The sequence below is a fragment of the Novosphingobium sp. TH158 genome (assembly GCF_002855555.1).
In the GTDB taxonomy this organism is placed as follows: domain Bacteria; phylum Pseudomonadota; class Alphaproteobacteria; order Sphingomonadales; family Sphingomonadaceae; genus Novosphingobium.
Genome location: NZ_PKRT01000001.1, coordinates 2,116,979 through 2,141,325 on the forward strand (window position 1 = coordinate 2,116,979; position 24,347 = coordinate 2,141,325).

The 24,347-nt window shown below is 65.1% G+C and carries 24 protein-coding genes and 2 tRNA genes; 11 read left to right on the forward strand and 15 right to left on the reverse strand.

What is annotated here, in order from left to right; translation table 11 throughout:
* Positions 1–10 precede the first annotated feature (10 nt).
* The 4 genes from C0V78_RS10480 (at position 11) to C0V78_RS10495 (ending at position 6,435) form a co-directional block, all read left to right on the forward strand.
* The gene (locus tag C0V78_RS10480; RefSeq protein WP_101797665.1) at positions 11–214 is read left to right on the forward strand and encodes a DUF2093 domain-containing protein; all 204 of its coding nucleotides are present in this window, start codon (positions 11–13) and stop codon (positions 212–214) included.
* Between the two features lies 1 nt (position 215).
* Complete coding sequence (locus C0V78_RS10485) at positions 216–1,115, forward strand: M23 family metallopeptidase (RefSeq protein WP_101797666.1); 900 nt, start codon at positions 216–218, stop codon at positions 1,113–1,115.
* A gap of 388 nt (positions 1,116–1,503) precedes the next feature.
* The gene (locus C0V78_RS10490) at positions 1,504–4,755 is read left to right on the forward strand and encodes a TonB-dependent receptor domain-containing protein (protein ID WP_254049889.1); all 3,252 of its coding nucleotides are present in this window, start codon (positions 1,504–1,506) and stop codon (positions 4,753–4,755) included.
* A 96-nt stretch (positions 4,756–4,851) separates the two neighbouring features.
* Entirely contained in the window at positions 4,852–6,435 is a 1,584-nt protein-coding gene (locus C0V78_RS10495; RefSeq protein ID WP_101797668.1) for a sulfotransferase, read from the forward strand.
* On the opposite strand, the gene C0V78_RS10500 is transcribed toward C0V78_RS10495, so the two are convergent.
* Entirely contained in the window at positions 6,426–7,439 is a 1,014-nt protein-coding gene (locus C0V78_RS10500) for a hypothetical protein (RefSeq protein ID WP_101797669.1), read from the reverse strand. The two genes, C0V78_RS10495 and C0V78_RS10500, sit on opposite strands and share 10 nt — an antisense overlap.
* A gap of 91 nt (positions 7,440–7,530) precedes the next feature.
* On the opposite strand from C0V78_RS10500, the gene C0V78_RS10505 reads away from it, so the two are divergent.
* The 3 genes from C0V78_RS10505 to C0V78_RS10515 all read left to right on the forward strand — a co-directional run bounded on the left by C0V78_RS10505 (position 7,531) and on the right by C0V78_RS10515 (position 9,402).
* On the forward strand, positions 7,531–8,712 hold the full coding sequence (locus C0V78_RS10505) for an aspartyl/asparaginyl beta-hydroxylase domain-containing protein (protein WP_101797670.1): 1,182 nt from the start codon (positions 7,531–7,533) through the stop codon (positions 8,710–8,712).
* A gap of 61 nt (positions 8,713–8,773) precedes the next feature.
* Positions 8,774–9,076: a hypothetical protein gene (locus tag C0V78_RS10510; protein WP_101797671.1), complete on the forward strand. Its 303-nt coding sequence runs from the start codon at positions 8,774–8,776 to the stop codon at positions 9,074–9,076.
* A gap of 17 nt (positions 9,077–9,093) precedes the next feature.
* Positions 9,094–9,402 (forward strand): hypothetical protein, encoded by a 309-nt coding sequence (locus C0V78_RS10515; protein ID WP_101797672.1) that lies wholly within the window; start codon positions 9,094–9,096, stop codon positions 9,400–9,402.
* Positions 9,403–9,417: 15 nt separating this feature from the next.
* Here C0V78_RS10515 and C0V78_RS10520 read toward each other — a convergent pair whose 3' ends face one another.
* Entirely contained in the window at positions 9,418–9,951 is a 534-nt protein-coding gene (locus C0V78_RS10520) for a hypothetical protein (protein WP_101797673.1), read from the reverse strand.
* Between the two features lie 143 nt (positions 9,952–10,094).
* The gene (gene rpmB, locus C0V78_RS10525) at positions 10,095–10,379 is read right to left on the reverse strand and encodes a 50S ribosomal protein L28 (protein ID WP_101797674.1); all 285 of its coding nucleotides are present in this window, start codon (positions 10,377–10,379) and stop codon (positions 10,095–10,097) included.
* A gap of 99 nt (positions 10,380–10,478) precedes the next feature.
* Between rpmB and C0V78_RS10530 the strand changes: the two genes are divergently transcribed.
* A complete protein-coding gene (locus tag C0V78_RS10530; protein WP_101797675.1) occupies positions 10,479–10,934 on the forward strand; it encodes a nucleoside deaminase in 456 nt (151 codons plus the stop codon).
* Between the two features lie 13 nt (positions 10,935–10,947).
* Here C0V78_RS10530 and C0V78_RS10535 read toward each other — a convergent pair whose 3' ends face one another.
* The 7 genes from C0V78_RS10535 to C0V78_RS10565 all read right to left on the reverse strand — a co-directional run bounded on the left by C0V78_RS10535 (position 10,948) and on the right by C0V78_RS10565 (position 16,302).
* A complete protein-coding gene (locus C0V78_RS10535; protein ID WP_254049890.1) occupies positions 10,948–11,646 on the reverse strand; it encodes a ribonuclease T in 699 nt (232 codons plus the stop codon).
* Positions 11,633–12,097, reverse strand: a complete 465-nt coding sequence (locus tag C0V78_RS10540; protein ID WP_101797677.1) for a hypothetical protein — start codon at positions 12,095–12,097, stop codon at positions 11,633–11,635. Before C0V78_RS10540 ends, C0V78_RS10535 begins: the two co-directional genes overlap by 14 nt.
* Positions 12,098–12,106: 9 nt before the next feature.
* Positions 12,107–12,514, reverse strand: coding sequence for a hypothetical protein (locus tag C0V78_RS10545; RefSeq protein WP_144039878.1), 408 nt, complete (start codon positions 12,512–12,514; stop codon positions 12,107–12,109).
* 59 nt (positions 12,515–12,573) lie between these two features.
* On the reverse strand, positions 12,574–13,437 hold the full coding sequence (nadC, locus tag C0V78_RS10550; RefSeq protein WP_173843380.1) for a carboxylating nicotinate-nucleotide diphosphorylase: 864 nt from the start codon (positions 13,435–13,437) through the stop codon (positions 12,574–12,576).
* 8 nt (positions 13,438–13,445) lie between these two features.
* Positions 13,446–14,255, reverse strand: coding sequence for a LytTR family DNA-binding domain-containing protein (locus C0V78_RS10555; protein ID WP_101797679.1), 810 nt, complete (start codon positions 14,253–14,255; stop codon positions 13,446–13,448).
* Positions 14,256–14,308: 53 nt separating this feature from the next.
* Positions 14,309–15,475, reverse strand: a complete 1,167-nt coding sequence (locus tag C0V78_RS10560) for a sensor histidine kinase (RefSeq protein WP_101797680.1) — start codon at positions 15,473–15,475, stop codon at positions 14,309–14,311.
* Positions 15,476–15,540: 65 nt separating this feature from the next.
* On the reverse strand, positions 15,541–16,302 hold the full coding sequence (locus C0V78_RS10565) for a class II aldolase/adducin family protein (protein ID WP_101797681.1): 762 nt from the start codon (positions 16,300–16,302) through the stop codon (positions 15,541–15,543).
* A gap of 156 nt (positions 16,303–16,458) precedes the next feature.
* Between C0V78_RS10565 and C0V78_RS10570 the strand changes: the two genes are divergently transcribed.
* Positions 16,459–16,532, forward strand: a tRNA-Gly gene (locus C0V78_RS10570).
* An 81-nt stretch (positions 16,533–16,613) separates the two neighbouring features.
* On the opposite strand, the gene C0V78_RS10575 is transcribed toward C0V78_RS10570, so the two are convergent.
* Together C0V78_RS10575 and C0V78_RS10580 are read right to left on the reverse strand one after the other, a co-directional pair.
* Positions 16,614–16,687 (reverse strand) — tRNA-Cys (locus C0V78_RS10575).
* A 71-nt stretch (positions 16,688–16,758) separates the two neighbouring features.
* Positions 16,759–18,144, reverse strand: a complete 1,386-nt coding sequence (locus C0V78_RS10580) for an RNB domain-containing ribonuclease (protein ID WP_101797682.1) — start codon at positions 18,142–18,144, stop codon at positions 16,759–16,761.
* A 130-nt stretch (positions 18,145–18,274) separates the two neighbouring features.
* On the opposite strand from C0V78_RS10580, the gene C0V78_RS10585 reads away from it, so the two are divergent.
* A complete protein-coding gene (locus C0V78_RS10585) occupies positions 18,275–19,459 on the forward strand; it encodes an aromatic ring-hydroxylating dioxygenase subunit alpha (RefSeq protein ID WP_101797683.1) in 1,185 nt (394 codons plus the stop codon).
* Here the strand turns inward: C0V78_RS10585 and C0V78_RS10590 are convergent.
* The 3 genes from C0V78_RS10590 to C0V78_RS10600 all read right to left on the reverse strand — a co-directional run bounded on the left by C0V78_RS10590 (position 19,456) and on the right by C0V78_RS10600 (position 22,301).
* Positions 19,456–20,262, reverse strand: coding sequence for a crotonase/enoyl-CoA hydratase family protein (locus C0V78_RS10590; protein WP_101797684.1), 807 nt, complete (start codon positions 20,260–20,262; stop codon positions 19,456–19,458). The genes C0V78_RS10585 and C0V78_RS10590 overlap by 4 nt on opposite strands.
* The gene (locus C0V78_RS10595) at positions 20,252–20,965 is read right to left on the reverse strand and encodes a winged helix-turn-helix domain-containing protein (protein WP_144039879.1); all 714 of its coding nucleotides are present in this window, start codon (positions 20,963–20,965) and stop codon (positions 20,252–20,254) included. Before C0V78_RS10595 ends, C0V78_RS10590 begins: the two co-directional genes overlap by 11 nt.
* A gap of 136 nt (positions 20,966–21,101) precedes the next feature.
* The gene (locus C0V78_RS10600) at positions 21,102–22,301 is read right to left on the reverse strand and encodes an LL-diaminopimelate aminotransferase (protein ID WP_101797686.1); all 1,200 of its coding nucleotides are present in this window, start codon (positions 22,299–22,301) and stop codon (positions 21,102–21,104) included.
* A 125-nt stretch (positions 22,302–22,426) separates the two neighbouring features.
* Here C0V78_RS10600 and C0V78_RS10605 point away from each other — a divergent pair, with 125 nt between their 5' ends.
* Positions 22,427–24,334, forward strand: coding sequence for an alpha/beta hydrolase (locus C0V78_RS10605; protein ID WP_101798316.1), 1,908 nt, complete (start codon positions 22,427–22,429; stop codon positions 24,332–24,334).
* Positions 24,335–24,347: the final 13 nt, after the last annotated feature.

Genomic DNA, 24,347 nt, shown 5'->3' on the forward strand with positions numbered 1-24,347 from the left:
GCTTGCGGGCATGCTGATGTCTTCATCCGAACGTCTTGCCGTCCTGCGATACGAAGCCAATGGCTTCCGCGTCATAGCCCCTGGCACTCATGTTAAGTGCGCGGTCACGGGCGAGCCTATCCAGCTGGAAGTGCTGCGCTACTGGAGCGTCGAGCACCAGGAAGCCTATGCCACCTGCACCGTGGCCACCAAGCGGCTTGCGGAAGTGGACTGACATGATCCGCAGCCTGGGCTCCGGCCCGGTGGCGGCAGCGGTGGTGCTGGCAGCCGGTTCGTGCAACGTCAGTGTCGCCATGGCGCAGCCGGTGCAGGCTCCGGCACCGGCCGCCGCTCCCTCGCTGCCTGTTCGCCTGGCCAATGACTTCACGCTGATCGGCCAGCAGGTCCAGGGCGGCTGGCTGCGTGGCTTGGCGCCCTTCGGCGCGCGATCGGTGGCTCTCGGTGGCAAGCCGGTAGAGCTTGAGCCCGACGGCAGCTTCTTCATCGCTTTCGATCGCGATTCCGGCCCCATGGCGGAACTTGTGGCGCGCCGGGGCGATCTGCCCGTCATCCGCCGCACGCTCTCCATCGCGCCGCGCGCCTGGCGGATCGAACATGTCAACGCCCCTTTCCGACCGCCCGGCCTGCCCGACGCCAGCTTCGCTGAAATTCGCGGGCGCGAACTGGCCATGATCGGTGCAGCGCGGGCCAGGTCCACCGATGCTGCCGGATGGCGGCAAGCAATGGCCTGGCCCCTGAAGGGCGCATTGCGCGGCCGTTTCGGGTCTCAGCGGGTCTACCAGGGCAAGCCCGGCTCCTATCACGGCGGCCTGGACATCGCCGGCGCAAGCGGCACGCCATTCATGGCGCCGGCCGACGGGGTTGTCGTGCTTGCCACGGCGTCGCCCTTCACGCTTGAGGGCAACCTGCTGATCCTCGATCACGGTGCGGGCCTCAGCAGCGCTTTCCTGCATTGCGCGCGCCTCGCCGTGCGCGAAGGCGACCGGGTGAAGCAAGGGCAGCTTGTCGGCTGGGTGGGGATGACCGGGCGCGCCACCGGCCCGCACCTGCACTGGGCGCTCAAGTGGCGCGACGCGAAGCTCGATCCGCTGCTTTTCCTTCCGCCACAAGGGTAATTACTCAGTCCTGGCGGCTGCAAAACTGGTCAAGCCGAACAAGACTTCGTTAGACTGGCGACCGGAAGTGAAATTTTCGTGCGGGATGTAGCGGTGAATGGACATAAAGTTCCACCCTCGCCGGGTTCCCCGCTCCGCGGTAGTGTCAGCAACGTGACGCAGCTTGTTGTAGTTTGGCAACAGTTGCCGGGAATATGCTTTCGCCAGCAACCAAAATCTTTGCTGCAACCAAGGCTTTCCGCCAATAAGTTCTATCTTTCCCGGTTGGGAGTCCTGCGCCTGTGCCACTTTCAGGTGCCTGCGCAGGGGGCCCGATCCACTCACCGGGATTGCACAGGGGGCCTGATGGATGAGCCATCAGGAGCCCGTGAAACAAAGGGACTGGACTGTGAAAAAAACCACTCTTTCCGCGCTGAAAGCGGGTTCGGCACCGCTGGTGCTCGGCCTCGCGCTGATCAGCACCCAGGCTGCGGCGCAAGACGCTGCTGACGAAGCCGAAGACGACAACGTGATCGTTGTTACCGGCTCGCTCATCAAGAATCCGAACCTCGTTCAGGCGAACCCGGTCAACGTGACCACGTCGGAAACGATCGAACTCAAGCAGTCCAACCTCGCTGAAGAAGTTCTGCGCGAGATCCCGGGCTTCGTTCCGAACATCGGTTCGGCCGTCAACAACGGTAACGGCGGTTCGTCCTACGTCGACCTTCGCGGTCTCGGCTCGACCCGCAACGTCGTCCTGCTCGACGGCAACCGCATCGTGCCGGTTGACCTCAGCGGCCGCGCTGACCTCAACAACATCCCGCTGGCCCTGATCAGCCGCGTTGACTCGCAGACCGGCGCTGCCGTGACCACCTACGGTGCGGACGCCATCACCGGCGTCGTCAACTTCGTCACCAAGAAGGACTTCGCCGGCGTTGACCTGTCGCTCAGCGACCAGATCACCGAAAAGGGCGACGGCAACTTCTTCCGTGCCGACCTCACCGTTGGTGCGAACTTCGAAGACGGCCGCGGCAACGCCGTGCTGTCGATCGGTTACCAGAAGTCCGACCCGGTCTACCAGGGCGACCGTGACTTCTCGATCGACCAGATCAGTTCCTACACCGGCGGCGCCGGCGGTTCGGGTACCTCGGTCCCCAGCCGTTTCGCTGGCACGCGTCCGCTGATCTCGGGCACCACCACGCCGAACACCACTCCGGAATCGCTGTGGGGCGGCCTGCGTAACCCCGATGGTACGCCGATCTACACGACCAACACGGGCGGCGCCTCCAACGGCGGCCTGCGCCAGGTCAACGCAGCGGGCGCCGGCGTCGGCACCTTCGCGTTCTTCAACTTCAATCCGTACAATATCTTCCAGACGCCGTTCAAGCGTTACAACATCTTCGCCCAGGCGAACTACGAGATCTCGGATTCGGTTGAAGTCTACACCCGCGGCCTGTTCTCGAAGAACACCGTTTCGACCATCATCGCGCCTTCGGGCTCGTTCGGCGGTTCGGTGAACATCAACCTGAACAACCCGTTCCTGCCGGCGACCCTGCGCAACCAGTTCTGCGCATTCGACGTCAACCCGCGTCCGGACATCTACACCCCGCGCTTCGACACCGCGACCTGCGCCGCTGCGGCGCTGGCCACCGGTCCGAGCGATCCGCGCTATCGCGTGATCGGCGCCGGCGGCACCACCGTCGCGTTCGACGTGAACAACGATGGCGTGATCTCGGCTGGCGAAGGCTACAACCCGAACCCGGCAATCACCTTCAACCGTCGTTCGGTCGAAGTCGGTCCGCGCGTCAGCGATTACTCGACCACCACCTTCGACTACCGCGTCGGCCTGCGTGGCCGCCTGACCGACTCGATCGATTGGGACGTCAACGCTTCGTACGGTGAATCGGAAAAGGTCCAGACGATCAAGGGTTACACCCTGCAGTCGCGCTGGCGCCAGGGCGCCCTGGTTGACGGCACGGCCGCCAACCCGGTCTGCACCAACACGGCCAATGGCTGCGTTCCGATCAACCTGTTCGGCGATGCCGGTTCGATCACCCCGGCCATGGCGCAGTTCCTGACCGCGAACAGCACCACCCAGGTCAAGACCGCACTCACCCAGGTTCGCGGCCTCGTCAGCGGCGACCTGCCGCTGAACCTCGCCACCAACCCGGTAAGCTTCGCTCTTGGTGCCGAATACCGCGACTACACCGCCCAGCAGGCTTCGGACACGCTGGCCAAGACCCCGGGTGAACTCGGTGGTGCGGGCGGCGCTGCTCCGGACATCAACGGTGGCTACAACGTCTGGGAAGCCTACGCCGAGCTCGTCGCTCCGCTGGTCGAAGACGCTGCTTTCGCCAAGAGCATCACGCTCGACGGCGGCGTGCGCTATTCGAAGTACAAGATCGATGGCGCTGGCAGCACCGAAACCTGGACCTACAAGGCCGGTCTCGCCTGGGAAATCAACGACGACCTGAAGCTGCGCGGCAACTACGCTCACGCTGTTCGTGCACCGAACATCTTCGAGCTGTTCAACCCGCTCACCGTCGGCCTGACCAACCTGGGTATCGACCCCTGCGCCGGCACCGCGCCGGTCAGCAACGCCAACCTGCGCGCAATCTGTCTTGCACAGGGCGCTCCGCTTGGCACCATCGGTTCGATCACCAACCCGACTGCGGCTCAGGCCAACATCGCCACCGGCGGTAACCTGAACCTCACGCCGGAAACCGCCAACACCTGGACGGTCGGTGCGGTCTTCCAGCCGTCGTTCCTGCCGCGCTTCTCGATGTCTGTGGACTACTACAACATCAAGGTGACGGACGTGATCGGCGCGCCGCTTCCGGGCGACCTGATCTCGGCCTGCTTCGGCAGCATCAGCGCCTCCAGCGCGACGAACCCGGCTTGTACGGTTATCCGTCGTAACCCGATCACCGGCGGACTCGACGGCGACCCGGCCATCACGCAGGGCCTCTTCGCCCCGCTTGACAACCTGGGCAAGCTCTCGACCGACGGTATCGACCTGGTCATGAACTACAACCACGAGTTCGGCGACGTGAAGTGGTCTTCCAGCTTCACCGGCAACTGGACGAACAGCTCGAAGTTCCAGGCTACCCCGACCGGCCTGAACCGCGAGTGCGTTGGCTTCTACTCGGTGAACTGCTCGTTCACCGGTTCGATCCAGCCGAAGTGGCAGTTCTCCTGGCGCAACACGCTGAGCTACGGCAAGTTCGACTTCTCGCTCCTGTGGCGTTGGGTTGACTCGGTTCAGTTCGAACCCCAGCAGCTGGCAGATGACGCTGCGGCGGCCGATGCGGCCAACCGCAACTCGGCTGGCGTGCTGCTGCCCGTCAGCCTGGCGTCCTCGGCAATCGGCAACGCTGCCTTCCAGCAGTGCCCGAACTATGCCACCAGCGACGACTTCGGCTGTATGGTTGAGCCCGAGTTCCGCAAGATCAAGGCTCACAGCTACTTCGACATCACCATGCGTTGGAACGTGAACGACAACTTCACCTTCACCTTCGGTGTGCAGAACCTGCTGAACAAGAAGCCGCCGATCGTCGGCAACACGATCGGTTCGACCTCGTACAACAGCGGCAACACCTACCCGTCGACCTACGACGCTCTGGGCCGTCGCTTCGCCGTATCGGGCAAGGTCAAGTTCTGATCGCTTAGGCGAGACGAAAAGAATGGGGGCGGGCAGCAATGCCCGCCCCTTTTTCATGCGCTTGACACCGGGGCGGACCCGCTTCCTAGTGCGCGGGTGATCTCTCCCGAACTTGCCGCTGCCGCCGCTCAGTCAAAAGCCGCGTATGATGCCGGTCGCGCGGACGGCTACGATCACATGATCCTTGCCCTGGCGCAGCAAGCGCAAGGCAACCTCGATTCCGCCGAAGAGCTTTTCCGCAAGGCCATGGCCTTCGGACCGGACGACCCTTCCGTACTGGCAGGGCGTGCAAAATTCCTGCGGGAAACCGGTCGGCTCAGCGAAGCCGTCGCCACGTGCGACCGCGCCATCACGCTTGCCCCCCAATATGCCGACGCATGGATCGAACGCGGCGCGATCCTGAGTGCCGGGGGCTCAAACCGGGAAGCCCGAGCCAGCTATGCCCGCGCCATCGCCTTGGCGCCCGACGCGGTGCCGGCCCACGCCGGGATTGCCTCGCTTGCCGCGCGAGAGGGAGATGGCGAAACCGCCCGGACACACGCCGGGATCGCGCTGTCGATCGATCCCGGCAACGCCGTCGCCGCCGCCGCGCTCGCCACGGTCGAACTGGAAAGCGGCGAACCTGCAAGGGCCGCCGCCCTGCTGGAGCCTATCGTTGCCGCGCGCCTGCAGCCGGATTTCGAGCGCTCGCTTGCGGCCGGCCTGCTTGGCGATGCCCGTCACCGTCTGGGCGACCATGCCGGCGCATACGAAGCCTACCGGCTCAGCAAGGCGGACTTTGCGGCGATCCACGCACCTGCTGCAAAAGGCCGCATGCGGCACTTCGAATTCATCGAGGCCATCCACACCGGACTTTCCGCGATGGATCTCGCGCAGGAGAAGGCGATTCGACCAGCGCCGGTGCCGGGGGAAGCCGAACGGCATATTTTCCTGATCGGCTACCCGCGCTCAGGCACGACACTGATGGAAAACGTCCTGGCTTCGCTGCCGGGGGTCGAGGCTCTCGAAGAGCGGCCGACCCTTTCGGAAGCGGACCGAGCCCTGCTCTCGGGCGATGCCGGTGAAATCGCCGCCACCCTGGCGCGATTCGCTACTGTCGGCGAGGAACAGCTGAATGTCTGGCGGACCGCCTATTGGGCCAAGGTCGTCCAGTCGGGCATTACCCCCGGCACGCGCGCCTTTGTCGATATGGACCCGCTCAAGGGCACGCGCCTGCCGCTTATCGCGCGGCTGTTCCCGGAGGCCCGGATCGTCATCATGCGTCGCGATCCCCGCGATGTCGTGTGGTCCTGCTTCCGCACTCAGTTCGCGATGACCAGCGGCACCCTCGACTTCACGACGCTTCAGGATACCGCGCGCCATTATGATGCCTTAATGCGGCTTACCGAGCACTCATTGCAGCGCCTGCCGTTGACCACGTTCGAGGTTCACTATCACCGGCTTGTCCGGGATTTCGAACCGACCACACGGGCGTTGTGCCAATTCCTCGGGCTCGAATGGGATGACGCAGTCCTGCAATTCGACCGGACGGCACGCCAGCGCGGCGTGGCGACGGCAAGCGTCGGTCAGGTCCGGCGAGGGCTCTATGACGGGACGCGGCAGTGGGAGCCCTATGCCCAATGGCTCGAACCGGTGATGCCCGTGCTGCAGCCGTGGGTGGAAAAGTTCGGTTACGCCTGAACAAGCGAATTGGGGGCCGCCAGCCCTATACCCGCCGCCTTGGCGACTGCTTCTGCCCAGCTGGCAACCATGCCGATTTCTTCACCGTGGGCGGCACGGACGCGGGCGTAGTCTTCTGCGCGTCGTTCTGCCGAATAGGAGTCGCCTGATTTGGAATGCCGGGAGAAGTTCGCTTTGGCCGCGACCGCCGCCGGGTCCAGCGAAAGTCCGTAATGCGCGGCCACGGCAGCGATGGCCGTTTGCGGGTCGGCAATCATGCGGTCAGCGTCAAGGCTGGCAAGGCGCGGCCCGACCCGCTCAGCCAGGGCCGCAAACAGGCGGTGCTGTGCCAGCCAGCCGATGGCCGCAACCTGCAGGTCGCTGTGCAGGAAATGGTCCTCCGCGGTAAAGCCCATGCCCTCTGCCACGCCTTCGCGGAGATAGCCGGCCAGCAGTTCGCGGACCCAGATCCGGCAATGCAGGCCCTTGTTCGCCACCGAGACAAGAAAGGTCTCCAGCGGAGCGTGGAGGAACACGGCCTGCGCCTTCGGCCGCAAGGCCATCAGCAGGGGGGCGAGCGGATTGACCACGTTCGACGGCTTGACGATCACCGCCTCACCCTGGCCGAAGGGCCGTCCAATCAGCCTCGTCGCGATGTCTGCCATGCGGGCCACGGCCCGTGGATCGGCCCCGCGCCGGCGAAAGCCTACCACGTCATTGAGCACCTGCGGTTCGCTCAGCCCCATGGAGACCCCGGCAACGTCGAGTGCGCGGACCAGCAGGGTGGAGCCGCAGAAGGCCGAATGAAACAGGAAGTGCAGCGGCACATCCCCGGTCAATCCCAGGCATTGCTCTGCCGCAACGTCGCCGCCCTGTGCGCAGGATCCAAGGTAGTCGTCGGTCAGGAAGGGCGCTGCCTCGTGCGCTTTGCGTTCAAGGCGCAGGAAACGAAAAGCGTCGTCGCTTTCGACGTAGCGGTGCGCCAGCCATTCAGGATCGCGGAGCAGGTCGGCCGCCATGGTCATCGGCCAGACCCTAGGCAGGCTTTCCCGCCGCTGCAACCCGCTTGCCTCGGGGTGATGCGTGGCATATCCATAGGGCCAAGGGGGCAGATATATGAGCGATCCAGCGCTTGCGCAGGAGGCGAACGCGCAGGGCATGGCTGCAATGCGTGCCGGCGACCCGGTTGGGGCGGCGCAGGCATTCGCCCGTGCGGCAGAGGCCGATCCAGCCGCCCTCCCCTTGTGGACCAATCTGGCGCACGCTTGGCGTCTTGCCGGTAATGCGGCAGCGGAAAAGGCGGCATTGGAACGCGCCCTTGCCCTCGACCGCACCGATTTCGGCGCCCAGCTGCGCATGGCGCAGGTGCTTCAGCGAATGGGCGAGGAAACCCAGGCGCTGATTGCGTGGAGCGGTGTGCAGCAACTTGCTGCGCAGATGCCCGGTCTGGCGCCGCAGGTCGTCGAGGAACTCGATCACGGACGCGCCTACTGCCGGCAATTGCAGGAGCGGCTCTATCAGGGGATTGATGCGGCCCTGCAGGGGCAGGCTGCCGACTGGGACGAAACCGAGAGCCGGCGCATCCGCGCCTTTGTGGATACGGCCCTGGGCAAACGCCAGGTTTTCCATAACCAGTGCGCCGGCGCCTATTATCCTTTCATCCCCGAAGACGAATTCTTTGACCGGCGGCATTTCCCCTGGCTCGATGAGCTCGAGGCCCACCATGCGGTGATCAAGGCGGAGCTGGAAGCCCTGCTTGCCGATCCGGGCGATGTGATCCGCCCTTACGTCCAGATGGATGAAGGCACCCCGCAAAGCCAGTGGAGCAAGCTTGATGGCTCGCTCGATTGGGCGGCCTGCTTCCTGTGGGAGTACGGTCGCAAGAACCTGCCGGTAACCGATCGCTGCCCGCAGACTGCGGCCCTGCTTGAACGGCTTCCGCTGGCGCGGATTCCGGGGCGTGCGCCGAATGCCTTCTTCTCGATGCTCAAGCCGCACAGCCACATCCCGCCGCATACCGGCGTGACGAACACGCGCGCGATCATCCACCTGGCGCTCGATATCCCTCCCGGCTGCACCTTCCGCGTCGGCAACGAGACGCGTGCCTGGGAAGAGGGCAAGGCCTTTGCCTTCGACGACACCATCGATCACGAGGCGGTGAATCCCTCCGACCGAAGGCGGGCGGTGCTGATCCTCGATACCTGGAACCCGCACCTGACCGAGCGGGAGCGCGGGGCACTGGTCGACTATTTCGTCGCGGCGGACGGCGCGCTGGCAGGCACCTCGCCACTGGCCTGAGCTCTTGCCCGTGCCCGATTGCGGGTCTAATCTGCTGGTTTGAACCGACAGGAGGTGCTCGATGCGCTTTTCCGCCTTTGCCGTGCTGCTGGCTGTTTCGACCGCCGCCGGTGCCGCACCTGAACTGACAACCGGCCCGATCAAGATGAAGCCGTCAGAGATCAAGGCCTACAACGCCAGCCTGACCAAGGAGCACCCCAATTATATCCGCTGCCGCCGCGAGCGGGAAACCGGATCGCTGGTCAAGGGCAAGATGACCTGCCGCACGAACCAGGAATGGGCGCGCATCGAGGGCATCGGGAACGACAGTGCTCGCGAGGCGGTTGAAGGCCTGCAAAAGGGCTGGTCGAACGGCCAGAACTGATAATCCGGGAGATGCCCATGTCTTTCCTGCTGTCCATGCTCCTCGGCGCTGCTGAAGCGGCCACCCCGGCAACTCCGGTGGTGCTCGTCGAACCCGACCCCAAGGTGATGTCGCAAAAACAGATCCGCGCCTTCAACGCCAATCTCGACAAGAAGCACCCGTTCTATATCCGCTGCGTCAGCTCGCCCGAGATCGGGTCGCTGGTGAAGCGGCTCTATTCCTGCCGGACGAACCGGCAGTGGGAAGCGTCTGACGAGACCGGCAACCGCAATGCTCGCGAAACCTACGAAGCGATGCAGGGCAAGTTCTGGAACACGTCCGAATAGGCGCAGCGGCCTGTCCTAGTCGGGCAGGCGAATCACGCGCACGCCGGGCTGGTCGTTCACATTGGCCATGAAGCTGCCAAGCGCGGCGCGTTTCACCACGATCTTCTGTCCGGGCTTGGGATAGGTGTAGCGTCCGTCGGTCTGCTTCCAGCGTGATCCGTCAGCCAGCACGAAAACCGACATGCCGTCCTTGGCCGAACTGGTGCCGGAGATCGTGCTTTCGATCTGGTTCACTTCGACATCGTCGTTGCCGCCGAACAGCTTGATGCGGGGCAGGCTGATGCCGAACAGGCCGCGCTTGGTTTCCCGGATTGTCGCGCGGTCGATAACCACCACGTCCTTCTTCTGCGTGGCATCGGCCATGGCCGTTACGGACCGGTCAAAGCAGGCCAGCCGGGCAGCGGCATCCGTGATCTTCTGGCAGTCCAGCACGGCCTGGTACGTGGCTGGCGGGGCCGTGCCCGGTTCTTCCTTGTCCTTGGCCAGCGCCGGCGCGGCAAGAGCGACGAGGGCGGCGGCGCAAAGCGGCAGGCGAACGGGAATGGGCATGGACGGCTCCCCTGAAGCGGTTGGAATGCCATGGCTGGCAGAACCGCGCTGGGCCGTCAACGTGCCTGAGATGGCTTGCCGGGCACCATGCAAAAAGGCGCCCGGAAACCCGGACGCCCCATGCGTTCTTCAGGCGGGAAGAATCAGGCGGCGGCCTTCTTCTTCAGCTCGCGCTTCACCTTCTGCGCGCTCGTCGAGAGCTTTTCGTCAGAGGTCTTGAGCAGCCAGTTGTCGAGGCCGCCAACGTGTTCGACCGAGCGCAGGCCCTGGGTCGAAACGCGGAACTTGAAGCTGCGGTCAAGCGCTTCGGACATCAGCGTCACGTTCTGTAGGTTGGGCAGGAACAGGCGCTTGGTCTTGTTGTTGGCGTGGCTGACGTTGTGGCCAGTCATGCGGCCCTTGCCGGTCAGTTCGCAAATGCGGGACATGTCAGTTTCTCGCTTGAATCGTTGTGCCGTTTCCGGATGAAGGCGCGCCCTTAGCGATTCACCCTTGAACGGTCAAGGTATACCGGCCAATCCGAGGCAATGAACCGCTGGCCGCTTCCCGAACCCATGGCGCTTGCGCTGGCAGAAGCCGGGAAAGCCGTTGCTGCGGGCGAGGTGCCGATCGGTGCGGTCATCGTCAAGGACGGAAATGTAATCGCCGCCGCCCACAATGCTCCGCGCGGGCTTTGCGACCCCACGGCCCATGCCGAAGTGCTGGCGATTCGCGCTGCTGCCAAGGCGCTCGGGAACGAGCGGCTCGAAGGTTGCGAGCTGTGGGTCACGCTGGAACCCTGCGCCATGTGCGCCGGCGCCATCGCCCATTCGCGGATCGCGCGGCTCTACTACGCTGCGCCGGATCCCAAGGGTGGTGCGGTTGAGCATGGCGCGCGCGTGTTCGAGCAGGACCAGTGCCTGCACCGGCCCGAGGTCTATTCCGGCATGGGCGAGGCAGAGGCCGGGCAGGTCCTGCGGGATTTCTTCGCCGCCAGACGTTGAAGCAGGCAGCCAGCTAGAGCCCGCGCCAGATTTTCATCGCCTGTCCGTCCCGCGCACCGGGGCGCGAACAGCGCGCAGGCTTGCGCCGCGAATCGAGGCACAGATGCACCTCGCGAAGCCAGCCGGACTGGGAAAGCCGAATCGCGATGCTGCCCGGTGTCCAACCCGGATTGGCGGCGATGAAGGCCTGCCGCAGGTCTCCCGCGGTAAGCGCCGGCTTGCGCGAAAGCCGGTCGGCATCGGGCCAGGCGATCCGGTTCCACATCCCGCGCGCGGTGGCGAAATAGGATTCGGGGGTCTTTGCCATGCAGGATCCGTGCTTGGCCCACTCATGCTCGAGCAATTCGGGCGAGGGGGTCATGCACAGGTTGCGGCGAAGCTCCTCGACAGAGGGGCGGATTCCGCTGGAACACCACTGCGGCGGTGCTCCCTGCGGCGCTTCGGGCCACAGGCCGTGAAGGATGAAGCCGAATCGGCCAGCCGAGCCGGAACATTGCATCGATCCGCCCGCGCGGCGGTTGGTGTTGCAGTATTCGGGCGACCAGCTTGCCGCCAGCACATAGCCGCCCAGCGCGGTGCGGCGCTCAGGACCGTCCTGCCGGGGGGCCGCGGGCGGTTCGATCCGCTGGGGCACGCGACACTGGTATGCCTGTGCGAAGGCAGGCGTTGCCGATGCCAGCAGCACCATGGCGGCAATCCTAGCTGAAATCATTGCGCAGCCTCTCAATGGCAGGACGCCCCCGCCTGAGCACGGCATGGGCGAGGCAGGCAAGCGCGAGGACGAGGCCGAAGCTCGCGCCCAGCAATCGCCGCGAATGGGGCAGGTCGATTGCCTGTGCGGGATCGAGGATCGTATCGACGTGGGCAGAGGCGGCCCCGGCCAGCCAGGCGCAACAGGCCAGCATGGCCGCCAGCGCCCGCCGCGAGGGCCTGCCGAACAGCCAGATTGCCAGCACCATCACTGCGGTTGCCACGAGGAGATTCGGTGCCGCCTGTTGCAGCGGCGATGCCGACCAGTCCGCCGTGCTTTGCGCCATGTCGATCCAGGTCTTCACGTCGAGCAGCATGACGACTGCCGAGGCAAAGGCGAAGACGGTGCCGGCATGGAGCGCGGGCGGGCGTGATTGCCAGCCCCTGTCCTGTCGCTGCCCCCTGACGGTCATCGCTGCGAATCAGCCTTGCGAGGTCCGCCCTTGGGCAAACCATGCCTTCGCATCGGAGCGGAACAGGAAGGTGAGCGCAACCAGCCGCAGCGATTCGACCGCAAGGCTGACCATGATCCCCAGGCCCCCGCCGGGGCCCAGCTGGCGCAGTGCCGCGGGAAGGTTGAGCAAGGCCAGGAGAGTAAAAGCAACCAGGATCCAGCGGGCGAGCGAACTGGCGCGATGGGCGACCAGGAACCAGAGCAGCAGCTGGATGGCAAGGCCAAAAGCAATGGCCCCCAGGACCACGCCCGAACCGGCGCCCATTGCCCGGATCGCCGGGCTGGCATTGACCACCGCCTGCAACCGCTCGAGCGACATGAACGAATTGACCAGCCCCAGTGCCGTCGCCACGAGGTAGAGACGGTCAAAATTCACGATCGATGCCGGCCTCATGCGCCCCTCCGTTTCAAGCCATTTGTTCTTTGCGGATCACATTACAGCGGGGTGAAATCCAGCCCGATGTCCGCCGCCGGCGCGCTTTGTGTCAGCCGGCCGACCGAGACGAAGTCCACGCCGGTGGCGGCAATCGCGCCAATCGTGTCGAGCCGCACGCCGCCCGATGCCTCGCAAGGTGCCCGGCCACCGACCAGCGCCACGCAGGCCCGCAGTTCGTCGGTGCTCATGTTGTCGAGCAGCAGGTGATTGGCCCCCGCGACCAGTGCGGCCTCGACCTGGTCGATCGAATCGACTTCGCATATGATCCGTTCGACCCCGGCTGCCTTCGCTCGCCGCACGGCCTCGCCAACGCCCCCGGCGACCAGCACGTGATTGTCCTTGATCATCGCCGCATCCCACAGCCCCAAACGGTGGTTCTGGGCACCGCCGGTGCGGGTGGCGTATTTTTCCAGGTGGCGCAGGCCGGGAATGGTCTTGCGGGTATCGAGCAGCACGGCCCGGGTCTCGCCCATCGCGCGGACATAGTCGCGCGTCATCGTGGCAATGCCGGAAAGGTGCTGCACCGTGTTGAGCGCTGCGCGTTCTGCCGTGAGCATGGCGCGCGCGTTGCCGGAAAGGCGCATCAGGTCGGTGCCGGGCGGAACGGACTGGCCTTCTTCGCACAGCAGCGCGATTTCCATGTCCGGATCGAGCGATCGGAAGAACGCTTCGGCGATCGGCAGGCCGCAGACGACGATCGCATCGCGGCTGTCCATCACCCCGGCAAAGCGCGCCTCTGCCGGGATGACGCTTTCACTGGTCACGTCCCGCCCGCCGCCGGGCCAGCCTTCGCCAAGATCCTCGGCAAGAGTGGCGGCGACAAAGGCCGGCAGGTCGAACCCCTGTACGGAAAATCCCCCCATGTCGGCCCTCAGTGCACGAAGCGGGCGACTACGTCGCGATAGGAACGGCTGACCTTCACCTGCGCGCCCGATTCGAGCACGAGGAAGCATTCGCCATTGGTATGCGGCTTCACCTGGCGCACCTGGTTGAGGTTGACGATGGTTGAACGATGGACGCGCTGGAACACGCGCGGATCGAGCCGGCGTTCAAGGTCCTTCATCGTTTCGCGCAGGATCAGGCTGTTGTCCGCGGTGCGGATGCACATGTAGTCACCCGCCGCCTCGATGTGTTCGATCGAATCGACATCGACGCGGAAGATCTGACCGCGATCCTTGATGTTGATGAGCTTTTCGAAGCGACCCGCACCGTGGCCGGCATTGGGGTCCTCCTCCTCGGGCAGGGCGTCCATCGCGTCGGGCGCGACTTCGGCGAGGACGGTCTTGAGCTTCTCCGCCTCTTCGGCCGAACGCTTTTCGGCCAGGCGGGTGCGCACGCGGTCCAGCGTGTCGGCCAGCTTGTCCTCGTCCACCGGCTTCATCAGGTAGTTGACGGCGTTCGCCTCGAAGGCGCGCACGGCGTGTTCCTGATAGGCGGTGACGAAGACGAACAGCGGCGGTTCGATGTCCATCACGCCCTTGACCACCGAAAAGCCGTCGAATCCGGGCATCTGGATGTCGAGGAAGACAAGGTCGGGCTTTTCGGTCTTGATCTTGCGGATCGCCTCGCGCCCGTTGGAGCAGGTTTCGATCACCTCGACATCGGGAAACTTCTCGAGCCGGAGCATCAGCCCCTGAATCGCCAGTTTCTCGTCATCGACAAGAATGGTGCGGATGGTCATTGCATTCCCTTTTCATCACGCCCCCCCGGGTGGATGTATTTCCCCATGTGGGGTCAGCTGGCCGCAACGGCAAGCTGCGGCGCGCCCGCGCCGGCAATCGGCGGCGGCGCCTCGCGCTTTTCGAACGGGATTTCGATGAGCACGCAAAAGCCGCCCTCGGGCGGATCGACGATCTCGAAGCGATGTTCCTCGCCATAGGCCTGCGCCAGCCGGTCGCGCGTATTGGCGAGGCCGACGCCCGTTGAAACCTGTTCACCGCCATCGAAAGTCACGCCGGCAAGCCTGTTGTCTGCCGCCCCGCTTTGCAATCCCGGACCCGTGTCGGAGACGGTGATCCGAAGGGCTGGTCCGATGAGTTGCGCCGTGACGGTGATTTCGGCCCCTGCCTCCTGCGGGCTGACGGCATATTTGATGGCATTTTCGACAAGCGGTTGCAGCAGCAGCGAGGGCAGCAGCCCCGGCATGGCCGCCTCGTCGATCTCGAAGCGGGTGCGCAACCGCTCCTCGAAGCGCATGCGCTCGATATCGAGGTACAGCTTCAGCGTTTCCACCTCCTGCGCCACGGTCACCCGCCCGGTCGGCTCGTTGGCGAGGGTATAGCGCAGGAACGAGGACAGGCGCGTCAGCATGGCGTTGGCCGGCTCGGTCTGCTTGAGCAGCACCAGCGTGGAGATCGAATTGAGCGTGTTGAACAGGAAGTGCGGGTTCAGCTGATACCGCAGCATGGCAAGCTGGGCCGAGGTCGCCTGGTTCTCGAGCTGCAGCATCTGGTCGTTCTGTTCTTCCACCTGCACGTAGAAGTTGATCATGTAGTAGAGCGCCGACCACGCACCCAGCAGCGTCGCGTTGAGGTAGAAGACGCCGATCAGCAGGCGGGTGAAGCTGGTATCGCCATCGTTCTGCCCCAGGCTGAACACCCAGGCATCGATGAAGGCGTAAAGCATCACCGCCAGCGGCAGGACCAGCGCCGTCACCCCCCATGTCACCAGCGGGCGGCGATTGATCAGCTGGCGGTAGATCACCGCGAGGATCAGCGAGATCGAAAATCCCGTCACTGCCTCGATCGCCACGAAGACCAGGAACGACCATTGCTGGCCGCCGGCGATGGAGGACATGGCGCGCAGCAGCAGCGCCCCGCCCCAGCCAATGGCCTGCAGGCGCCAGAAGGCCTGGTTCTTGTTGCCGAAGAACGGCGCGGGGGTGATCGGCAGCACGGCCATGCGGGGGATTTAGGGCCTCGCGCGGGGAAGGGGAAGTGAAGAAAGCGGTTACCGGCCGGTGCCGCTCAATCGCGCCATGATCGGTCCACCCGGTCCACCCGCCGCACCCAGGCGGCAAAATCGGGGGCTCCGGGGCCGCCGGGCAGCTGCACCTGGCTCAGGTCTCGCTGGTGCACGGCAATCACCTCGTCAGGCACAAGGACCGGCTTGCCCATGGCAAGCGTGGCGCACTGGATCTCGCAGGCGCGCTGCAGGGCCCACATCTGGAAGAACATTTCCGGCAGGGTCTCGCCCATTACCACCGGGCCGTGATTGCGCAGCATCAGGACGCGATGCTGGCCCAGGTTGGCGATCAGGCGCTCTCCCTCTTCGGCGCGCACAGTCACGCCTTCGAAATCATGATAGCCGATCTGGCCGACAAAGGCGCAGGCGTAGAAGTTCGACGGCAGCAGCCCGTGTTCATAGCTCGATACGGCCATCGTCTCGGTGGTGTGGACGTGGCAGATCGCCCGGGCCCAGGGCAGGTGGCGGTGGAAATGGGCGTGCTGGGTGAAGCCGGCCTTGTTCACCGGGAAGGGCGATCCGTCCAGCGTGTTGCCATCGATGTCGATCTTGACCAGGTTCGATGCGCAGACCTCGGAATAGAGCAGCCCGAAGGGGTTGATCAGGAATGCGCCTTCCTCGTCCGGCACTGAAAGCGAGATGTGGTTGTAGATCGATTCGGACCAGCCCAACAGGTCGAAGATGCGGTAGCAGGCGGCCAGTTGCTGGCGCGCTTCCCATTCGGCCGGGCTGCATTCGATGTTGCGGTGAAGCGGGGTGGTCATGCCTCGATAGCCTTTCGCAGGTATTGCCCGGAAGCTAGGACAGGCCCGTGCCCGAGACAACCGTGGACCGATGCGCGGCGCAAACAGGCCTGCAAAGACGATTGACGAATCTGCCCGACTTGTAGAAAGCGCAAAGCCGCACGGTTCGCCGGGCTCGCGGGTATAGCATAGTGGTAATGCACTAGCCTTCCAAGCTAGCTAGAGGGGTTCGATTCCCCTTACCCGCTCCAGCCCGAAGCCGGTTGCGCCATGCCTTCCACGATCTTTGCCTGAAGGATTTTCCGGCCCCGCAACGGCCGGTTTTCTGCGTCTGGAGGCCCGAGCCGGAATCGAACCGGCGTATACGGATTTGCAGTCCGCTGCGTCACCACTCCGCCATCGGGCCTTCCGATTTTGCGACGCTCCCGCTTGGGAAGGCGCGGCCCTACCAACAGAGGCGCGCGGGCGCAACGGGATTTACGCGATCCGTTCGAATGCAATCTCGCGGCGTGCCGGCTCAGCGCGGATCAGGCGCAGGGTCACGGGGTCGCCGGGCAATGCGCCATGCGCGGTCACCCGCGCGACGACCGGCAAATCGCACAACTGGACACGGGCGCCCGCCTCCCCGAGATCGGTGACGACCGCGGAAAAGCGCTCGCCCTCGCGGCCGGCCAGTATGGCGGCTTCGGCCAGGTCAACCACGGCGCGGTCCACCTGCCCGTCGCGCGCTTCGGCGCGGGCCATGATTCGGGGAAGCTCGGCAAAGGCGGCCTGTGATTCATCGGGAACGGGCAGGCCGTTGGCAACGGCAAGTGCTGCGGCGATGACATGCCGATCGGCCAGCCGGCGCAGCGGCGCGGTAACATGGCAATAACTCGCCGCCATGGCCGCGTGCCACGGCCTCTCGCCCGGCATGAAGGGCACATAACTGGCGCCGTTGCCGCCGCGGCGGGCCGCCATCAGGAAGGCCGATTCGCGCGGGCTTGCAGGGTCCAGGCGTTTCTCGAACTCGGCAAGCGGGAGGCTGTCGGGCCAGTCGAGTCCGAAGGCCTTGGCCGTGCCGCGCAGGCGCAGGATCGCCTTGTCGCCCGGTCCCGCCATCACGCGGAACAGGCCCGTCCCCGCCTGCCAAAGCGCTTCCGCCACCGCGAGATTGGTGGCCAGCGAAAGCGTCGCATTGCGGCGTTCTGCCAGCACCTGCGGGCGCAGTTGCAGGGTGAAGTGGCCATCGGCATCGCGCGAGACTTCCTGCTCGGGCGGGTCGACACGGGCCGCGCCGCGCCGCTCTTCCGCCAACGCGATGCGGCGGGCGATCTCGGCAAAGCCGTCGGGCAATTCGTCGTCGCGCGCTGTCTCGTAGGCAAGCTTGGCCCGGCTGCGGATCAGCCAGCGTTCCACCCCTTGCAGGCGGGCATTGCCATCGGGATCGATGCGCACGGTGAAGACAACCGCAGCCCGATCTCCGTCCGGCAGCAGGCTTGCCGCCCTTTCGCTGAGTGCCCTCGGATAGAGCGATGCCTTGCCATCAGGAAGGTAGCAGGTGGTGCCGCGCGTTCTTGCCTCAAGGTCCAGCGGCTCGCCCGGACGGACGAACCAGCCGACATCGGCAATGGCATAGTGCAGCACCATGTCGGCACCGGACCTCTCGATGGTGAAGGCCTGGTCAAGGTCGGTCGAGGTTGCGGGATCAAGCGTGACGAAATTCCTGCCCGTGCAATCACGGTGCGAATCGGGCCTGCGCCGTGCCGCTTCTCCGGCGGCAGCTTCCAGTTCGGGCGAAAAGCCGGGCGGAACCTTGAACTGCGCCCGGATCGCGGCAAGGCCTTCGGTCAAAAGACAATCGGGATCGCGCAAGGTCTTCATGCTGCCGGGCTAACCGGTGGCTTCGCTGTTGCCAAGGGCGGCCTGCAGCAGCGCATGGAGCATGGGCCCGGGACGATTGGCGCTGGCCGCATTTCCGCTGCTGTGGCAGCTTTGCTCATCGAGGAGAGCCATGGCTGATCGTCCGGCGCTTGAAATGCTCTTGCCCGAGGAGGCGGCAAAACGGTTGGGCTCCGGTCCGGTCGACGCTGGGCCATATCACGATCCTGCGTGGTTCGAGGATGAACGCGAGGCCGTGTTCAGGCGATCGTGGATTCACGTCGGCCATGCCTGCGAGGTGCCGGAGCCGGGCTGCTTCATCCGTCGCGAACTGGAATATGCCCGCGCCTCTCTCCTGATTGTCCGGGGCAAGGATGGCGCTATCCGTGCCTTTCACAATGTCTGCACCCATCGCGGCACCCAGCTGACGCAGGAGGCGCAGGGCAAGCGCTCAACCTTTTCCTGCCGCTATCACATGTGGACTTTCGGCGCCGACGGCGCCTTGCTTTCAGCGCCCGACTTCGAACGCTTCGGTCTGGAAAAGTCGGCCTGCGGACTGAAGCAGGTCCATCTCGAAGCCTGCGCCGGCCTGCTGTTCGTCAACTTCGCGAAGCAGCCGGACCAAAGCCTGCGGGAATTCCTGGGCGATATTGCCGACGAGCTGGAGCTTCTGCCGCTTTCGCGGACGGTTGAGTTCGACGAGTACACCTTCGAGATCGACGCCAACTGGAAGATCTACGTCGACAACTTCCAGGAAAACTACCATCTGCGCTTCATCCACCCCAATACCGGGGCGGCGGCTGCGGGGCCGGAAAACCCGCTCGCCTATCCGACGCATTACGGCTTTTCAGGCCCGCATCGTGGCCAGACGCTGTGGCGCAATCCCTCCCCGCCCCAACTGCCGCCTACTCTGCGCATGGCGATGGAACGCGGGCTGAAGGCGGCCGGGCGCGATGGCTTCCCGCCGCGCAAGACCGATTTCAAGCTGTTCCCGGCCATGTTCGTGCTGGGGCTGGCAAGCCACATGTTCACGCACACCGTCTATCCGATCAGCGTCAATCGCACGCGCGGGGTGATCCGATTCTACTGGCCCAATCGCGCGACCGATGCCTCCACCCGCTTTGCCCGCGAATTCTCGGTCGCATCGGTGCGCGATGTCCATGCCGAGGATCGCGGCGTGATCGAGGCGGGACAGGGCGGCCTGGGGGCAGGCGTGCTGGACGTGATCCACTTCCAGGACCACGAGATGCTGTGCCGCCACCTTAACGAGCAGGTGCGGTTGAGGGTCGAAGCGCTGCGGGCAGAGCGAAACGCCTAGGGGTCGGTAAAATCGGCGGTGCGGCCGGCCATTTGGCTGGCCACGGCTTCCATCTGGTTGCGCGAACCGATCAGGCGTTGCTGCTCGATCGCCTCGGCCATCAGGATCTCGTCGGTCGTGGCATCGTCACTGCGCGCAAACAGGGCCTTGGCGGCGCGGATCGCATGGGGGCTGCGGCCGGCAATTTCGCTGGCAATCGCCACGGCTCTCGCCAGCGGATCGGCATCGCAATGGGTGGCAAAGCCGGTTTCCGCCGCTTCGGTGCCCGAGAACTCGCGGTGCGTGTAGGTCAGCTCGCGCAGCAGGTCGGGGCGGACAAGGCCGCGCCACAAGGCGAAATGGCCCATGTCCGGCACGATGCCCCACTTCAATTCCATCACGCAGAAGCGGGCATCGGGTGCGGTCACGCGGATGTCTGCACCCGCCGCGATCTGCAGCCCACCGCCAAGGCATACGCCGTGGATTGCCGCGATCACCGGCACGGGCAGCTTGCGGAATTGCATGGCCATTTGCTGAAAGCGGTTGGCATTGCCGTGGGTGCGCGCAGGAAGGTCCCCCGCCGTGGCAAGGCCCGCCGCCATGGAGGCAAGGTCCAGCCCCGCGCAGAAGCCGCGCCCCTCCCCGGAAACGACCAGGCATCGCAGCCCCGGCATCCCGTGCAGGGCTTCGCCCGCAGCGAGCAGGGCATCGATCATTTCGGGATCGAGTGCATTGAGCTTGTCGGCGCGCGTCAGGCGCAGGTGACCGACGCCCTGCTCAAGGGAAAAACCGATGCGGTCGGTGGCGGGCATTTCATGCTTCATGGCGGGCTTTCCGGGCTGGCAGGTCGCTGCTTGGGTGCCGGGCTTCCTCCTCCATGGCAAGCCTGCGCTGCAACGGGTCTGGCCCGCCGCGGACCGGTGACAGCGCATAGCCGCCATCCGGTGTTGTCGTCACGATCCCGCCCAGCCCGGCCGAGGCCAGTTTGGCGCGCAGGCGGCAGACATGGACGGCAAGGCTGTTCGTTTCCGGCTTGAAGCTCATCCGCCATACTTCTGCCAGCAGGTCGTCGGGCGGCACCCCGCGTCCCGGGGTTTGCGCCAGGCGCCAGAGCAGGGAAAACTCGCGCGGGTGCAGGCCGATGCGCCGCCCGTTAACCGTACCGTCGCGCATGAGCAGGTCGAGCTCGAGCGCGCCGTGGCATCGCCGCCTCGGTTCGTAGTCGAGTGCGTGGTGCAGGCGGCGGGCGCGCAGGTCCAGCTCGTCAAGCGAGAGCTGGCGCGGAAGTGCATCACCAAAGCCCATGGCCAGCCATTGGGCCCGCGCTGCGCTGGATTCGATGCCCAGCAGGATCGTGGCAGCCCGTCGCCCGGCCCGCTCGATTGCGTCGGCAAGGGCCGGTTGCGCCAGCAGGGTCAGGCATGACGCCGGCAGGCTCTCGCCATGCAGGATGAGCTGCCATCCCTTGCGCCGCAGGTCCCAAGCGGCGGGGGGCGGCTCAGCTTCGGGCCAGTGAAACCGGTACACGGCAACGCCCGCCGAAACCGGCGGTTCCCAAAGCTTCGCAATCTGGACAAGCAGGATCCGATCGCATCCGGAATCCCCCTGCAGCTTGATCTGCGACCGGGGGAAATACCTAACGCAATTAACCAAGCCGCGCCATTCAGGCGGCGGTGGTATTCACACCCATTGTGGACAAATACCGCTTGATGTTGCGCGCCGCCTGCCGGAGCCGTTGTTCATTCTCGACCATGGCGATGCGGACGAAGCCCTCGCCCTCCTCACCATAGCCGACGCCCGGAGCGACAGCGACTTCGGCATGGGTGAGCAGCTGCTTGGAGAATTCCAGGCTGCCCATGTGCTTCAGGGCGGGGGGCAACGGCGCCCAGGCGAACATCGAGGCCTTGGGGCTCGGGATTTCCCACCCGGCGCGCCCGAAAGCCTCCACCATCACGTCGCGGCGCTTCTGGTAAAGCGCGCGGTTCATCTCGACGATGTCCTGCGGCCCGTTCAGGGCCGCGCAGGTTGCGGCCTGGATCGGGGTGAAGGCGCCATAATCAAGGTAGCTCTTCACCCGCTTCAGCGCGGCGATGAGGCGCGGGTTGCCCACAGCAAAGCCCACGCGCCAACCGGCCATGGAGAAAGTCTTGGACATGGAGGTGAATTCCACCGCCACGTCCTTGGCGCCCGGCACCTGCAGGATCGAAGGCGTCGGCTGGCCGTCGTAATAGAGTTCGGAATAGGCAAGGTCGGAAAGGATCCAGACCTTGTTCTCCTTGGCCCAGGCCACCAGCCGTTCGTAAAAGGCCAGGTCCACCGTTTCGGCAGTGGGGTTGCCGGGATAGTTGACGATCAGCACCGAGGGGCGCGGAACCGTGAAGGCCATCGCGCGCTCAAGCGATTCCCAATAACGTTCGTCCGGCGTGGTCGGCACGGAACGGATCGTCGCGCCGGCAATGATGAAGCCGAAGGTGTGGATCGGGTAGCTGGGATTGGGTGCCAGCACCACGTCGCCGGGGGCGGTGATCGCCGTGGCAAGCGAGGCCAGGCCTTCCTTCGACCCCATGGTCATGACGACTTCGGTCGCCGGATCGAGCTCGACGCCGAAGCGGCGGGCATAATAGTTGGCCTGAGCCTTGCGCACGCCGGGGATGCCCGAAGAGGCCGAATAGCCATGGGCCGAAGGCTTTTGCGCAACCTCGCACAGCTTGTCGATGATGTGTTGCGGAGGGGGCAGGTCGGGATTGCCCATGCCAAGGTCGATGATGTCGCGGCCTGCCGCACGGGCGGCTGCTCGCATGTCATTCACTTCGGCGATGACATAGGGCGGCAGGCGCTTGATGCGGTAGAACTCTTCTTCCATGACCTCGATTGAATCCGGTTGGCCGCGGCGGGATTGCCGCAAATGCGCTTTGCGGCATTATCGCGCGATTGGCAAATGCGGGATTGCGGTCTGCCGCGGGCTGGCGTAATTTTGTGCAGCGCAGCATGGACCGGGAAAGGGTGCGGACGATGGCGGGCAAGGACGAAAAGACCGGCAGCGCGGATCCCTTCACCGAGATGTTCCGCATCCAGCAGCAGGCAACCCAGGCGATGCTCGACCAGTTCGCCGGCTTTGCCACGCAGGCCGCAGCACCGCTTGCCACCCCCGATCCGTCCGAGTTCGCCCAGTGGGCCGATGCCATGCAGCGGTTGCAGGCGCTTATGCTCGATTTCCAGCCCGATGCCGCGCTTGCCGCCGCGCCGCGACAGCTGACCGATCCCTCCGCCTGGCTTGAGCTTGTCGAGGGCTGGTATCGGCAGATGCCCTTCGCCGACGCCGAAACCCAGGCACGGATGTGGGCGGACGGCGTGAAGCTATGGCAGGGTGTGCTGGGCCAGTTCACCGGCGAGCAGCCCCAGGGCGATGGCGGGCCGGACCTGCCGCGCAAGGACCGCCGCTTTGCCGATCCGCGCTGGCGCGAGCAGCCCGTCTTCGCGCTGGTCCACCAGGCCTACCTGCTGTTTTCGGAACAGCTCGCCCAGCTGGCGGACAAGGCGGAGGGTCTCGATCCCGACCGCAAGGAACAGCTGCGCTTCGCCACCCGCACGCTGACCGAGGCGCTCAGCCCCGCGAACTTCCCGCTGACCAATCCGGTGGTGCTGGAAAAGACCATCGAGACCAAGGGCGAGAACCTGGTCAAGGGGATGGAGCACCTGCTGACCGACCTGAAGAAGGGGCAGCTCACCCATACCGACCCCACGGCTTTCGAACTGGGGCGCAACATTGCCATGACCCCGGGCAAGGTGGTCCACGAAACACCGCTGTTCCAGCTGATCCAGTATTCGCCGACCACCGAAAGCGTGCTGGAAGTGCCGCTGGTGATCTTCCCGCCGTGGATCAACCGGTTCTACATCCTGGACCTCAACCCGGCGAAAAGCTTCGTCCGCTGGGCTGTCGAGCAGGGTATCACCGTGTTCATGGTTTCGTGGAAGTCGGCCGATGCCTCGATGGCTGAGGTGGTCTGGGACGATTACATCCGCGCGCAGATCGAGGCGATCGACCATGTGCGCGAGCGGCTTGGCGTGCCGGCGGTCCATGCCATCGGCTATTGCGTGGCCGGGACAACCCTTGCCGCGACGCTGGCCGTCCTGTGCCGACGCGGCGAGGGCGACAAGGTCAAGAGCGCCACCTTCTTCACCGCGCAGGTCGACTTCGAAGAGGCGGGCGAGCTTCGCAACTTCATCGATGACCAGCAACTTGCCGCGCTCAAGGCGCTGGGCAGCGAAGGGTATCTCGACGGGCGGATCATGGCGGCCACGTTCAACATGCTGCGCAGTTCCGACCTGATCTGGAACTACGTGATCGACAATTACCTGCTGGGCAAGGATTACCCGGCCTTCGACCTGCTCTACTGGAACGGTGACACCACGAACCTGCCGGCAAAGTGGCACAACGCCTACCTGTGCGATCTCTATCGCGACAACAAGCTGGTCGTGCCCGATGCGCTGAGCGGCGATGGCACGCCGATCGACCTGACGCGCATCACCGTGCCCTGCTTCATCCAGGCCGGTCGCGAAGACCATATTGCGCCGCCCGAAAGCGTCTGGAAGATCACCCGCCACCTGCGCGGGCCCTGGACCTTCATGCTGGCCGGATCGGGGCACATCGCCGGGGTCGTCAACCCGCCGGCGGCGGGCAAGTACCAGTACTGGACCAACCCGGAACCGGGCGATTCGCTCGCCGACTTCGTCGCGGGGGCGCAGGAGCATCCCGGCTCGTGGTGGGGCTACTGGCTCGGCTGGATCGAGGCGCAGGACGCCGCCCGCGTGCCGGCCGGGGGCAAGCGGGTGCCGGGCGGCAAGGGCGATTGCGCGATCGAGGATGCACCGGGGCGCTACGTCCGTATGCCTTGAGTTCTTTGCCGCA

Coding starts and splice junctions, on each gene's coding strand:
- C0V78_RS10480 (WP_101797665.1), top strand. CDS start 11: ATGCTGATGTCTTCATCCGAACGTCTTGCCGTCCTGCGATACGAAGCC.
- C0V78_RS10485 (WP_101797666.1), top strand. CDS start 216: ATGATCCGCAGCCTGGGCTCCGGCCCGGTGGCGGCAGCGGTGGTGCTG.
- C0V78_RS10500 (WP_101797669.1), bottom strand. CDS start 7,439: ATGACCATGGCGGCCGACCTGCTCCGCGATCCTGAATGGCTGGCGCAC.
- C0V78_RS10505 (WP_101797670.1), top strand. CDS start 7,531: ATGAGCGATCCAGCGCTTGCGCAGGAGGCGAACGCGCAGGGCATGGCT.
- C0V78_RS10510 (WP_101797671.1), top strand. CDS start 8,774: ATGCGCTTTTCCGCCTTTGCCGTGCTGCTGGCTGTTTCGACCGCCGCC.
- C0V78_RS10515 (WP_101797672.1), top strand. CDS start 9,094: ATGTCTTTCCTGCTGTCCATGCTCCTCGGCGCTGCTGAAGCGGCCACC.
- C0V78_RS10520 (WP_101797673.1), bottom strand. CDS start 9,951: ATGCCCATTCCCGTTCGCCTGCCGCTTTGCGCCGCCGCCCTCGTCGCT.
- rpmB (WP_101797674.1), bottom strand. CDS start 10,379: ATGTCCCGCATTTGCGAACTGACCGGCAAGGGCCGCATGACTGGCCAC.
- C0V78_RS10530 (WP_101797675.1), top strand. CDS start 10,479: ATGAACCGCTGGCCGCTTCCCGAACCCATGGCGCTTGCGCTGGCAGAA.
- C0V78_RS10535 (WP_254049890.1), bottom strand. CDS start 11,646: ATGATTTCAGCTAGGATTGCCGCCATGGTGCTGCTGGCATCGGCAACG.
- C0V78_RS10540 (WP_101797677.1), bottom strand. CDS start 12,097: ATGACCGTCAGGGGGCAGCGACAGGACAGGGGCTGGCAATCACGCCCG.
- nadC (WP_173843380.1), bottom strand. CDS start 13,437: ATGGGGGGATTTTCCGTACAGGGGTTCGACCTGCCGGCCTTTGTCGCC.
- C0V78_RS10555 (WP_101797679.1), bottom strand. CDS start 14,255: ATGACCATCCGCACCATTCTTGTCGATGACGAGAAACTGGCGATTCAG.
- C0V78_RS10560 (WP_101797680.1), bottom strand. CDS start 15,475: ATGGCCGTGCTGCCGATCACCCCCGCGCCGTTCTTCGGCAACAAGAAC.
- C0V78_RS10565 (WP_101797681.1), bottom strand. CDS start 16,302: ATGACCACCCCGCTTCACCGCAACATCGAATGCAGCCCGGCCGAATGG.
- C0V78_RS10580 (WP_101797682.1), bottom strand. CDS start 18,144: ATGAAGACCTTGCGCGATCCCGATTGTCTTTTGACCGAAGGCCTTGCC.
- C0V78_RS10585 (WP_101797683.1), top strand. CDS start 18,275: ATGGCTGATCGTCCGGCGCTTGAAATGCTCTTGCCCGAGGAGGCGGCA.
- C0V78_RS10590 (WP_101797684.1), bottom strand. CDS start 20,262: ATGAAGCATGAAATGCCCGCCACCGACCGCATCGGTTTTTCCCTTGAG.
- C0V78_RS10600 (WP_101797686.1), bottom strand. CDS start 22,301: ATGGAAGAAGAGTTCTACCGCATCAAGCGCCTGCCGCCCTATGTCATC.
- C0V78_RS10605 (WP_101798316.1), top strand. CDS start 22,427: ATGGACCGGGAAAGGGTGCGGACGATGGCGGGCAAGGACGAAAAGACC.